The organism is Campylobacter sp. CFSAN093227, from assembly GCF_012897855.1.
GTDB classification, from domain to species: domain Bacteria; phylum Campylobacterota; class Campylobacteria; order Campylobacterales; family Campylobacteraceae; genus Campylobacter_D; species Campylobacter_D jejuni.
The window spans coordinates 567,364-579,763 of sequence record NZ_CP040610.1 but is presented as its reverse complement, the minus strand read 5'-3'; the positions used below and the strand labels follow the sequence as shown (position 1 = coordinate 579,763).

12 protein-coding genes, 2 tRNA genes and 2 pseudogenes are annotated in these 12,400 nt (G+C 28.8%); 3 read left to right on the top strand and 13 right to left on the bottom strand.

Going from position 1 to position 12,400, the window contains the following annotated elements:
* Positions 1-17 precede the first annotated feature (17 nt).
* Positions 18-461: a GatB/YqeY domain-containing protein gene (locus FBF06_RS03165; RefSeq protein WP_002852081.1), complete on the bottom strand. Its 444-nt coding sequence runs from the start codon at positions 459-461 to the stop codon at positions 18-20.
* Between the two features lie 11 nt (positions 462-472).
* On the bottom strand, positions 473-1,492 hold the full coding sequence (locus tag FBF06_RS03160; RefSeq protein WP_002852104.1) for a bifunctional 3,4-dihydroxy-2-butanone 4-phosphate synthase/GTP cyclohydrolase II: 1,020 nt from the start codon (positions 1,490-1,492) through the stop codon (positions 473-475).
* A 92-nt stretch (positions 1,493-1,584) separates the two neighbouring features.
* On the opposite strand from FBF06_RS03160, the gene FBF06_RS03155 reads away from it, so the two are divergent.
* Together FBF06_RS03155 and FBF06_RS03150 are read left to right on the top strand one after the other, a co-directional pair.
* A tRNA-Gln gene (locus FBF06_RS03155) sits at positions 1,585-1,659 on the top strand.
* Between the two features lie 33 nt (positions 1,660-1,692).
* Positions 1,693-1,768 (top strand) — tRNA-Met (locus tag FBF06_RS03150).
* A 21-nt stretch (positions 1,769-1,789) separates the two neighbouring features.
* Here the strand turns inward: FBF06_RS03150 and FBF06_RS03145 are convergent.
* The 8 genes and pseudogenes from FBF06_RS03145 to FBF06_RS03105 all read right to left on the bottom strand — a co-directional run bounded on the left by FBF06_RS03145 (position 1,790) and on the right by FBF06_RS03105 (position 9,746).
* On the bottom strand, positions 1,790-2,662 hold the full coding sequence (locus tag FBF06_RS03145; RefSeq protein ID WP_002868084.1) for a YafY family protein: 873 nt from the start codon (positions 2,660-2,662) through the stop codon (positions 1,790-1,792).
* Entirely contained in the window at positions 2,659-3,726 is a 1,068-nt protein-coding gene (locus tag FBF06_RS03140; protein ID WP_168977535.1) for an HP0729 family protein, read from the bottom strand. Before FBF06_RS03140 ends, FBF06_RS03145 begins: the two co-directional genes overlap by 4 nt.
* Before the next feature lie 8 nt (positions 3,727-3,734).
* The gene (locus tag FBF06_RS03135; RefSeq protein ID WP_168977534.1) at positions 3,735-4,892 is read right to left on the bottom strand and encodes a hypothetical protein; all 1,158 of its coding nucleotides are present in this window, start codon (positions 4,890-4,892) and stop codon (positions 3,735-3,737) included.
* A 324-nt stretch (positions 4,893-5,216) separates the two neighbouring features.
* Positions 5,217-6,683: pseudogene (locus FBF06_RS09690) on the bottom strand (hypothetical protein).
* 18 nt (positions 6,684-6,701) lie between these two features.
* Positions 6,702-7,429: pseudogene (locus tag FBF06_RS03120) on the bottom strand (DUF3944 domain-containing protein).
* Positions 7,430-7,507: 78 nt separating this feature from the next.
* Complete coding sequence (locus tag FBF06_RS03115) at positions 7,508-7,714, bottom strand: hypothetical protein (protein ID WP_002868077.1); 207 nt, start codon at positions 7,712-7,714, stop codon at positions 7,508-7,510.
* Positions 7,705-8,307 (bottom strand): hypothetical protein, encoded by a 603-nt coding sequence (locus tag FBF06_RS03110; RefSeq protein ID WP_079254728.1) that lies wholly within the window; start codon positions 8,305-8,307, stop codon positions 7,705-7,707. Before FBF06_RS03110 ends, FBF06_RS03115 begins: the two co-directional genes overlap by 10 nt.
* Before the next feature lie 62 nt (positions 8,308-8,369).
* On the bottom strand, positions 8,370-9,746 hold the full coding sequence (locus tag FBF06_RS03105) for a replicative DNA helicase (protein ID WP_002858532.1): 1,377 nt from the start codon (positions 9,744-9,746) through the stop codon (positions 8,370-8,372).
* Positions 9,747-9,899: 153 nt separating this feature from the next.
* On the opposite strand from FBF06_RS03105, the gene FBF06_RS03100 reads away from it, so the two are divergent.
* Complete coding sequence (locus tag FBF06_RS03100; protein ID WP_002859085.1) at positions 9,900-10,829, top strand: DUF2860 domain-containing protein; 930 nt, start codon at positions 9,900-9,902, stop codon at positions 10,827-10,829.
* A gap of 46 nt (positions 10,830-10,875) precedes the next feature.
* Here the strand turns inward: FBF06_RS03100 and FBF06_RS09975 are convergent, their stop codons facing one another.
* From FBF06_RS09975 to FBF06_RS09965, 3 genes are read right to left on the bottom strand one after another with little or no spacing between them, the layout of a single operon-like run.
* Complete coding sequence (locus FBF06_RS09975) at positions 10,876-11,358, bottom strand: MATE family efflux transporter (RefSeq protein ID WP_282434631.1); 483 nt, start codon at positions 11,356-11,358, stop codon at positions 10,876-10,878.
* Positions 11,358-11,513 (bottom strand): hypothetical protein, encoded by a 156-nt coding sequence (locus FBF06_RS09970; protein WP_282434630.1) that lies wholly within the window; start codon positions 11,511-11,513, stop codon positions 11,358-11,360. Before FBF06_RS09970 ends, FBF06_RS09975 begins: the two co-directional genes overlap by 1 nt.
* A 16-nt stretch (positions 11,514-11,529) precedes the next feature.
* Positions 11,530-12,222, bottom strand: a complete 693-nt coding sequence (locus FBF06_RS09965; RefSeq protein ID WP_282434629.1) for an MATE family efflux transporter — start codon at positions 12,220-12,222, stop codon at positions 11,530-11,532.
* Positions 12,223-12,400: the final 178 nt, after the last annotated feature.

The window sequence follows — 12,400 nt, the reverse complement described above, 5'->3', positions numbered from 1 at the left end:
AATAACACTCCAAAAAATTATTGTAAAAGCTCTTTAAGTGCTAAATTAAGTCTTTTGCCATCAACACTCGCACCTAATTTTATTTTAGCTTCTTTCATTACCAAACCTTGTTCTTTTAGTGAACTTACGCCCAATTCTTCTATAAGTTGTTTTAAGGCTAAAGTTAACTCCTCATCACTTAGTTGTTTAGGCAGATAAATTTCAAAAAGACTTATTTCATTTTGTTCTTTTTGTGCTAAATCTTCACGATTTGCCTTAAGATAAAGTTCGATTGCGTCTTTGCGTTTTTTGATTTCACTTGCAATGATTTTATAAATTCTTTCATTATCCAACTCTATTCTTTCATCCACTTCTATTTGCTTAAAAGCTGCATTTAGAGTTCTTAAACTATCTCTTTTAAAATCATCTTTTTGTTTCATTGCCTCTTTGATATCGTTTAAAATTTGTTCTTTTAAAGTCATTTTTTTCCTTTTTAGTTAAAATTACAAGCTTTAAGGTTTAAACCAAAACCTTCTAAGCCTATATAGTCTTTATCACAACTTTGAGATAAAAGTTTAATTTCTTCTATACCAAAATATCTTAAAATCTGTGCTCCTATACCATAGTTTTTGTATTGAGTGGTGCTGGATTTTTCTCCTTGCATGAAAACTATAACGCCACCATTTTCACTAAGAAATTTGATTTGCTCTAAAAGTTTTGAAAATTTATCTGAAGTTAAAAGCTCAAAATCACTACCACTGATATGAAATTTAACATTTTCACATTTTTTGATATCTTTAAAGCAAAAAGCTATGTGTTGGGTTTGATTATGATCACTAAAGATAAATTTTTCTGCTTTAAAGCCTGCTAAAACACTTTGACTTTTTTCTTCAAGCTTAATAAGACTTTCATGTTTTAGGCGATATTCTATAAGATCGCTTACGGCTATCATATTTAAATCATGTTTTTGGCAAAAAATTTCTAGATCTTCTCTTCTTGCCATATCTCCATTATCTTTTACAATTTCACAAATCACACAAGCACCTTTTAATCCTGCTAATTTACAAAGATCAACCGTGCCTTCTGTATGACCTGTGCGTTCTAAAACCCCACCTTTTTTTGCGATTAAAGGATTGATATGTCCTGGTCTTACAAAATCACTCGCTTTAGCATTATCATCGGCAAAAATTTGTATAGTCATATTTCTTTCATAGGCGCTAACTCCCGTTGTAGCATCTTTTGCATCTACGGTTATAGTAAAAGCAGTTTCGTGGTTTGAAGTATTTTTAGGCACCATTAAAGGAAGTTCAAATTTTTTTGCCAAAGTTTCATCTAAGGCTACACAAACCACACCACGAGCTTCTTTTATCATGAAATTTACTTTTTCTTGAGTGCTAAATTGCGCAGGAAAGATTAAATCGCCTTCATTTTCTCTATCTTCTGCATCTACCATAACAAGCATTTTTCCTGCTTGTAAATCCTTAATCGCTTGTTCTACGCTAACAAATTTCATTTTTATTTCCTTAAAATTTTTAAAATTATAACTTAAATTGCTTGACAAATAAATTAAAATTCATTATAATCACACTTTTAAAAAATATTTATTGGGGTATCGCCAAGCGGTAAGGCAACAGGTTTTGGTCCTGTCATTCAGGGGTTCGAATCCCTTTACCCCATCCACTTCTTATTTTATATTTCAAAGATCTTATATGCCGCGAAGTAGAGCAGTGGTTAGCTCGTCGGGCTCATAACCCGAAGGTCGGGAGTTCAAATCTCCCCTTCGCAACCAGTTAAGGATTTAAAATAAATTTTATTTAGATAGATTGTTTAAATAACTTTTTAAAATATCTTCTAGCCGTATTTTCAGTTCTATAGGAGCTAGAATTTTTATATAAGGAATCCACTGTTTAACCAAATGTAAAATTTCATCTTCATAGGAAACTTGAGTGCTTAAAGTATAGCTTGTTTCATCTTTATCAATGATTTGATAATTGCTTAGTATTTCTTTTCTAAAAAAATATTCCTTAGCATTTTTATCAAGCTTTAAAATCACTTCTTTGCTTTCTCCAAGCCAGATATTAGGATCATTTTGGATTTGTTCCTCAAGTTTTTCATCGGGGATAAAATTTTCATTTTTAGTGTGAAGTTTTGAAATTTTATCTAAATTAAAATGTTTTAATTTATCGTTTTCATCTCCTAAAAGATACCAAATTCCCTTGTAATTTACGAGTTTGTAAGGTTTGATTTGGCGTTCTTTGTCCTTATAGAAAAAATTTAATACATTGTGTTTGAGTATAGCCACACTAAGATCTTTAAAAAGCTCATAATCCACCTTTTGAAAACCTTCATTTTTTACCATCAAAACTTTATTTACCCTATGGCTTAAAAGATCAACTATAAAGCCTTGATCGAGTTTTGGATAAAGCTCAGCAATACCACTTAAGGTGGCGAAATTTTGTATATCTTTAAAGCTTAATTTTCCCAAAGCAAAGCTTTCTAAAACATATCTTCCATTTTCTTTTTTAATAGGCATAAAAGCAAGTCTTTCGTTAAGATCCCTTTGTATGGTTCTTGTATCGACATTAAACTCTTGTGCAAGCTCTTGGGCGCTTAGACTTTCTCCATTGTTAAATTTTGATAAAATCTGCACCAAGCGTATACTTAATTTGTCGTATTCTTTCATGAAATTTCCTTGTGAGTTAAAATGCTTTTTAACAAACTTACGCCTTCTATGTCTAAAATTTCATTTCTAAGTTTTTTGACTTCATTTAAACTTGGGGCTTTCGCATGAACGGCTTCATTACGGATTTCTTGAATGAGAGTAAGACTTTTTGAAAAAGGATAATTGATAAATTGAGTTAAACTTTTTCCTAAATGACATTGGATATTTTCATGTCTGAGTAGAAATTTAATACTTCCAAGATTGGGTTTTTGGGTAAAAAAATCTTTAAGTATAAAAGATTTGCCTTGGACATTATAAGCTAAATCATAAAGGCTAGGATCTTTCATACAAGCTTTTAAAAGAACTTTTTTGGCAAAAGCGTAAATTTCATATTCTAAGGTTTTAGAGTATTTGACTATAATACTTGTAAAATCATTTAAAAGATCGTTTTCGCTTTGCAAAAGCTCTAATTCTGCATGAATGATATTGCTTATGCTATCAGAGTGTAAGAGATAAAAAATCCTTTTGCCAAAAACAAAGCGTATGAAATTTTCTTGCATGGCTAGGTATTCTTTGCTTTTATACACACTTAGATAATGCTTTTCATCTCCTAAAAAATAAGAACACTCTTCTTTTAATCTCACAGGCAAAGGATAGGTGTAATTATTGCCATAGATAGCATAGGTGTGATCGTTTGGTGTGATGAAATTGGCTAAAAATTTATCTCTTAAACGACTAAAATCTTCCCTGACCAATTCTCTTAAATCACTAATAATAAAAAAGTCTTCCACTTCTAAATTTTTTTCTTTATAATAACTAGGAATCAAACTTTCATCAACATTTTTAGAAATTTTTACCACCTTAGCGACAAATAAATTAGCATAATCGCTTAAAAAGAGTTGCAAGAAATTTTCTTCATTTGTACTTTGGTAAATTTCTTCTAAGGAATTTTGCTTTTCTTGATCGTTGAGTTTTGATTTGATTTTGCCAAAGGCAACTTGGGATTTTTCTTGTAAAATGCTTAAATGTTGCTTGATGACATCTTCTTGATAGTAGGGATTATAAAGGATTAAAAGGTGGTTCATGCTTTGCCTTATTTTAGGATTTCTTTAAAAAGCTTAGATTTATTATGAGCTTCAATTAATAAAATTTTACAAGTGTCATCTAGATATTTTTCTAATTTTTTATTATCTATTTTTCCATTATTATATAATATATAAATTTCTTTAAGAATTAAAGTGCTAAATCTTATAACATTAATTAAATTGATTTCAGAAAGGAAAACTACCGGATTTGTTATAGGATTTTTACTTTTTATCCATGCGCCACCAGTATCAATTAATAAAAAAGTACCAGATCCTATTAAAAGCATTTTATTTAATTCAGGTATGTCATCTTTTGGTATACATTCTTTCCATTCTTTTTTGTGGTAAAATTTAGCTTTTATTATATACATAAAACGAATTAGCATTTCATTAATCATAACAGGAATAGACATAGTAACTCCATGCCTAAGATCATATCCTTGTTCAAAAACTTGGGTTGCAATTTGTGCTAGTGTTTGTCTATGTTGTCCAAAATTTCCAAAATCACAAAGTAAAAATAAATTATAAAAAGGCATAGGAATGCCTGCACCTCTTTCCTTGCCTCCACTAGATCCACACCAATCAGATGCTAAATGTCCAAACCAATTAAAAAATCCACAAAATATTTTAGCAATAAAATTTCCCCCTTGTAATTCAAAAGTATTTGTATCTATGGTTATGATTTTTCCGTTGCTGACAAAAGTTGAAGTATTGGTAAATTGATTTACTATAGATACAAATAACCCGAAAATATCTGGAGAGTGACCTATGCTTTTTAAATGATGATTTTTTATACTTAAATTATCTACTTTTCCATTTGTTCCATTTCTTCCATTTGTAGTAGTTTGATCATAATTAATTTTAAATTTGTTTTCCAAAAACGCTATAGCACTTTTAGTTAAATCTTTGTTTTTGTCTAATGCTTTTTGCTTATCCCAACCACATAATTGTGCAAATTTTTGAGTCATTTTTTCTACCGTCTTATCTACCTTTTTTCCTAGATAGCTATCTTTAGGATTTCCAACTAAAAAAATGTCCATAATGCCAGCTATTGCTCCACATGTTATTGCTATTAAATAATCATACTTATCGCACTCTGCATTTCTATGGGTAAATTCATCTTCAATTCTTTTTTTAACATCTGATAAATTTGAATAAGTGATCAAAAATTTTAAAGAATCTTCATTTGAGTTTATTTTTTTAAGTTTAAATATTTTTCAATTTTTTGACAATATGTTTCCCAATTGCTATAAGTGTTAAAAAAATTTTCCAATGAATCGATTGATTGATTTTCCTTATATTCTATATTGCTCAAATTTTGATTTTTTTCTGTGATACTATTTTGAATCTATTCTATGGTTAAACATTATTCTTTGATATTTTTTTCAATTTCGGATAATTTATTTTGTATTAAAAAGATTTGTTGTTTTTCGGCTAATATAGCCTTTTCTATTTTGGTGTTTTCTTGTATTTTATCCATAAAATTATCCTTATAGATTTTTTAATTTAAAAAAATTTGAAAGTTTTTCTAAATCCGACGAAGAAAGATTGTCATTGCGCTCATACTCATGAGTATTTTGATTATAGGTATAGTATTGTTCTATAAATTGAATATCATCTTCTTTTAGATGATTATTTATTGTTATCAATGAAAGCATTTCTGGGCAATATAAAAGTTTTTCCCTTTCTTTAAAAGTTTCATTATTTTTTGAAGCCAATTTTAATAATTTTATTAATTCTTGTAAATTTTGTGTATTTGTATTACATTGCTCAATTAAATTATTGATGATATCAATAATTTGGGTAATTGTTTTTTGATTTTCTTTGAGAATTTCTTGAATAATAAAAAGACGTAATTGTTGTTTGTTTTTATTGTGATATTTTTTTGAAGAATCGATTAGTGGTAATTTTATTAATTCCCCAAATCCTAGTAACTCCATAATTGATACAGACATGCCAATTGTCATTCCTGAAAGATATAAACCGTTTAATGATATATTATTTTTTGTAGCTGTTTCGGATATAAAGTTAAAAATTTGCTGAATTTCTTTATTATCGTCTAATATTATTTGATATTCTTTTTTAATGATTTCTTTTATCTAATAGATTTCTTTAAGGTCTTTGATTTTAAAAATGTCTTTGTTTTCATACAAAAAATTATAAATTTTATTATCTTCAAAATCTATATCAATTAAGTCTTTTATTAGTGAAATTAAAATATATTTGAATTGCATAAATCTAGATTCTTGTTTTATGATGTTTAGCAAATCTTCAAAACTAGAATGTTTATTATGTAAAAAATCTTGTATTTTATACCTTGTTTCTGAAGCAACATTAATTTTATTCATTAGAGCAAAAATTTTAATTGATCTTTTTTCATCTAAAAAACCGTATTGATCTAATATTATTTTAATGATAACTTTTATATAGTTTTCTTTAATACTTTCGTTTGTTTTTTCTAAGGCTTGTGGAAACATACTTTCATTTTTAAAACTTTCTATGTTATTTTTTGAAGTTAAGATGTGTAAAAAATTTATTATAAGCTCATCATTTTCTTCTATGTAGTTTTTCTTTTTGAAATCATCAAATGAAAGATAAGATGTTCCAAGATTATGAAAAGATATGGGAAATTTGATGTCTTGAAGAGTTGTTGTTTTTTCAGGTAAGGATTTATTTGCCTCTTTGAAATCTTCATAGTTGATTTTCATTAAAACTTCATCTTCTTTTCTTTTAAAGATAACTTCTTTGCCAGTAAAACATATTCCGGTAGTTTTGCTAAAATAATTAAAGGATGTTGAGGTATCATAAAAAGCAATAATGTGTTCCGAAGATACCTTAAATATCTTCGAAATTGTTGTAATTTCTTGCTCTTGCATATTGAAAACAAGTTTTATTTTTTTTGTATTTAATGAATTTTTATCAATATTTTCTATGATAAATTGGCAAATATTTTCCATTAATGCATTTCCTTGTGTTTAGTTTTTTGTATTGTGTTTTAGTCTTAAAATTATAATTTGAAGTACTGCTGGTATAGTAACCCTATAGGCTGGGCTAGCTAAATCCAATGCAGTCCATGTGGTCATAATTGTCCAACCTACCGGACCAGAAAAAAGACTTAAAGCTCTTGTAAGTGTTGCATTTGCCACAAGAGATAAACCTCTTCCTAGTAAAACTTCATAACTTGATTTGCAACTATTACTGCAATTTGATAGCTTTTAAATCCACCTATTTTAATAAGAGATTGCAATCCCATTACAACTGTTTGTTTATTAATATTAGAAATGCCAAGTTCGAAAATATTTACAAGTTCTCTTAATGTATTTTCATCTTGAGAATTTTTTAACTCTTCTTCTATTAATTTGCATAAAAGTGATGTTTCTATGGAGTTTGTGCTTTCATTTTCATCAAATTTTACATCAAATTTTTTTGCAACATCGCGTAGAATTTCATTATATAAAACTCCACCACCTCGAAATATATTAAGAATACTATTTCCTCCAAATTTTTGAAATTCTTCTAAAATGAGTTCGATATATTCTTTATGATCTGGATAATGTTTTTTATAAAGATCATTATTGGTTAACTCTTCAGTAAAACGAACTTTCCCGTCTTTATCATGGGTTAAAATTTTTACAAGCTCATCGAGTTCTGGACTGCTTAATTCTTTTAAGAATTCTAAATCTTTATCATATCTGTAGGCCATATTTTCTCCTTGTTTTTAAAATTTTTAACTTTGTATTTTATCAAATCCCTCCCCCCAGTCAAGGGAGAAGTGAAATTTTTAAGTTTTACGCCATAGCACTAGCGCTAAAATTGTGATTAAATATATAGCACAAAATATTATATTATAAGGATAAGGTTGCATAGAAAGAAAAATAAGTATCGCTATGCCAACAAAAACCATAAACGCTATAAAATACAAACTACACATCAACACTATGGCAACAAAGCCAGCTATAAGGCTTAAAATTCCAAGCATTATTCCCATTGTTTATTCCACATAGGAGAACTCCACACAGAAGGAAAAATATACTGAGGAAAAGTTTGAAATTTTGTTTGCAGATAAAATCTCTGTGTTTTTCTCTCCATGCTTTCGCTTATCATTTTTACAACCGCTAAGTCATTTTTTTCGCTTTGTGTTTCCAAAAAAGCACTTAAGCATTCAAATTTTTTAGCATGGTCGATCACTTTTATCATTTGATCTTTATAAGACGACAAAAGAAATTCTGTTTTATGATTATTTTTAGAGGTAAAATTTTGCTCAAATTCTAAAAATTCCTTAGAATTAAAATATTTTGAAAAGCCGCTATAACACTCCATGCATTCGCAAAGAAATTCTTGAATTTGATTTTTCTTTTGTTCGATTTCAAGCTCTCTTTTGAGTTTGTATTCTTCGGTATTGATTACATCCTTACAGCTTGGAACAATAGCATGTGTATCAAATTTTCTTTCTGGCTTGGATAATTTTTCGTATAATTTTTTTATGCCATATCCTGTAGCTGTAAGAGCTATACTACCAAATGCGATTTGTTTTAACATTTTCTCTCCTTGTTTTAAAATAACAAAGAAAGTATAAAACACCCTTGCGACAGGTTGTGTCGTAAAAAATAACTTTAAAATATTAAAAACTTATTTTATTAAAGCTAGCCTGTAAATTCAGTAGTTTCATAGCCTATAGGTTTATCTACAAAACAAGATTTTTCTTTTAAAAATACAACTTCTATAGTTCCAACAGGTCCATTTCTATTTTTTCCAACAATAATTTCAGCATTTTCTTGCATAGGATTTGGTATAAAAAGCCTTTGATAAGCTTTGCCTTCAGCTTTAGCTTTATTCTCTCTTTCTTTTTCTTCTTGTTCTCTATAAACCTCATCGCGATATACAAACAAAATAGCATCCGCATCTTGCTCTATAGCTCCACTTTCTCGCAAATCACTCATCAAAGGACGCTTATTTGCCCTTTGCTCTAAGCCACGATTAAGTTGTGAAAGTGCGATAATAGGCATATCAAGCTCCCTAGCCAAAAGCTTAAGTCCTCTTGAAATTTCACTAACTTGCAAATGTCTATCATTAAAATTTGAATTACTCATCATAAGCCCTATATAGTCAATCACACAAAGTCCTATACTTTCATCTTGAGATTTTAAACGCCTTAAAATAGCCCTTACATCAGCAATAGTTGCATAACCACTATCGTAAATATATAATTTCTTTTGACTATAATCATTACAAGCATCTCCTAAACGCTCCCATTCATCATCGTTTAAATCTGCAGTTAAAATTTTTTGCAAAGGAATAGAAGTTTTAGAAGATAGCATTCTTTGCATGATTTGAGTTGCAGGCATTTCAAGAGAAAATAAAGCCACGCCTTTTTTTTGTCTTAAAACCTTATCAATGAAATTTAAACAAAGAGTTGTCTTTCCCATACCTGGACGCGCGGCGATTATTATAAGTTCACCCCCTTTAAAGCCTTTTGTCATTTTATTTAGACCTTCAAAACCTGTATCAAGCCCTATAATACCTTTATTTTCTAAAGTTTTTTGCTTTTTAAATTCTTCAAAAAGTTCTGATATTACCATATCAACATCTTTAATATCTCTAGAATTCACACGATTTGTAATGCTAAAAATTTCTTTACCAATTTCATCTGCGATTTCACTTACAGCACGATCTTCATTGATACGAGTTGGCAAAAGATGTGCAAAACTCAAGAGTTGTCTTTTTACGGACTTTTCGTGAAGTTCATTTACATAAGCAGGCAAATCTATCATAGAAGGAGTGGCAAGAATTTCTGCTAAAATTTGCTCATCTATTTTTTTATGTTTTCTTAAAAAACTTACAGAAATGGGCTCTTTGTTATTACTACAAGCTATAACCGCTTTAAAAATATCTTGGTGAGCTTTAAGACTAAAATCTTTTGGGCTAATATCACCTGCTATACTAGCATAAGCTTCTTCACTCATGATACAACTGCTTAAAATAGCTCGTTCTAAATCCAAGTCATAATACTCTTGCTGCACTAAATTTCCTTATAAATATAAATTAATTCTAAAAATTCTATCTAAAAAAACTTAAATTATAAAACTTAATTTTTTTATAAATATTTAATGTAATATTAGTTACAATTATAAATGTAATTTAATTACAAACAACAAACATTTCAAGGAGAACATTTGAAAAAATATTTATTTTCCTGTGTTTTAGCCTCCATTTTAACCCAATCAGCTACGGCTGTAGAATTTCAAGAAGGTTTTAGTGGAAATTTAAGCATAGGTGTGGGTGCAAGGGATATTAAAAGTAATATTTCAACCTTGGCAAACAGCGATTATCTAAGCAGTCACAATGCTGATAATTCAGACTCCTCTTTCATTCCTTTTATCGGTGCAGAACTTTACTATGGTAATCTTATAGATAATGATAGAATTTTTATTAAAAACTACAATGGAAGAGATATCAGCGGTATAGCTTTAGGCTACGAAAGAGCTTATTTAGAGCGTTTTAGCACTTCTTTTTCTGTAATTTCCTCTTTAAGAGAAAAAGCTTATGCAAATCCTTATGTAATAGGAAATAGAGAAGAAACTGATGTTGATAGATATGGTTTTAAAATCTCTCAACTTTATGAAAGTGATTTTGGGAAATTTACCACTTCATATTTATTTAGCAAAAACAAATATGATAAAGACACTATCGCACAAAGCTCTTTAAAAAGGGAGGGATATTATCACGAAATTGAATTAAACTATAATTATAGCTTATTAAACCTAGGGTTAAATTATGATTACAATGATGCAGACGGAAAAGCTCAAAGCTATTCAAGATATGGTTTTAGTATAGGAACAAATTTGGCTTTTGCTAATGATTACATCTTCACTCCAAATTTAAATCTTAGCAAATATGAAGCAGTAGGAACTGATCCTATCTTTCACAAAAAACAAGATGGTAATATAGTTAAGCTTAATTTAAAAGTTGTTAAAAATCAATTTTTGGGTTATAACGGACTTTATGGTTTTGCAAATTATGGCATAGAAAAAAGAAATAGCGATATAGGATTTTATGATGAAACCTATCAAATTGTCCTAACTGGTATAGGATATAAATTCTAAAAATTATAAAAAGCTCCTTTGATAAAATTTAAAAAAGATCTATCTCCTATAAAGATAGATCTTTAAAAATTCTTTTAAGAAAAATCCAAGCTAAAATCAAAACACAAAATTCAGCAAAAAATGGACTTAGCCATACTCCATTTAAACCCATAAAACAAGATAAAAACAAAAGAAAAAACAAAGGTATAAATAAATTTTGCGCCAAACTTAAAACCAAAGAAAAGCTTGCCTTATTAAAAGCTGTCAAAAAAGAACCACTTAGAACATTAAACCATGCAAAAAAATAATTAAAAGCAAAAAGCATCAAAGCTGTATAAGCAAAAGTTTTAAATTCTTGATTGTTTTCTTTTGTAAAAAGCGTGATTAAATTTTCTCCAAATATCAATATAAGCACTATAGAGAATAAAGATAAAAATCCCCCTGCAAAAAATACCACTTTTACAATAGCTTTGATTCTTGAAAAATCTTTTTTAGCATAGTTGTAACTAAGCGCAGGCTGCATTGCATCACCCATAGCAATAATAAGCATTATAATAAAACTATAGAAAAGGCTGCCACGGCTTGAGTATCAGAAATTTTTAATAAAACAAAATTTGCAAAAATACTATATAAAGATCCTGAAATATTGCCAAAAAACTCACTGCTTCCGTTATAAAGAATATTTTTAAAAATTTTTAAATTCATGTATAGGCTTGAAATTTTAAGCTCTAAATTTTGAAACAAGAAAGGAAAAATTCCAAAAATACCACCTAAAACAAGCCCCAAACAAGTTGCAAGAGCAGCTGAAAATAAGCCCCAAACAAGTTGCAAGAGCAGCTGAAAATAAGCCCCAACCCAACTCGACTATAAAAATATAATCAAGCACTATATTGCTTAATGCTATAATCACATTCATTACCATACTATAAGCAGTTTTTCCGCAAATTCTTAAATAATTATCCAAAGCAAAAGAAAGCATAGTAAAGGGCGCAAACAAAGCAAAAACAAACATACATTCTTTAGCCATCGTTTTAATCTCATCGCTAACATTTAAACAATCAATCAAAACAGGTCCTAAAAAATACTCTAAAATTCCGATAAAACAAGAGATTATAAAGATAATCAACATACTTGAGCTAAATATCTTTCTAGCTAAATTCTTCTTGCCTAAACCTAAATGCATAGAAATTTGCACTGCTGATCCTATGGCTATCATATCAGCCAAAGCAAAAGACATCATGATAAAGGGAATAATCAAGGCTAGTGCCGCTAAAGCATCACTTCCTAGATATTTTCCAACAAAAATTCCATCAACTATATAATAAAAAGAAATAAAAGCCATGCTTATAACATTTGGCACGGCACATTTTACAAAAAGCCTAAAAGGGCTTAAGGTGCTAAAAATACTTGACATAATAATCCTTAAAATATTTAAAATTAAAAATATTTTAAACCGCTAATAAAATGCCAAAAGTCCTAGTATGTAAGAATTTAAATAAAGTAATTTCGCAATAAGTTTATTAATATTTATTTTATTTTGCATATGAATTTTCTAGATTAAACTAAAATAAAAATTTAGCCCAAAGGCTAAA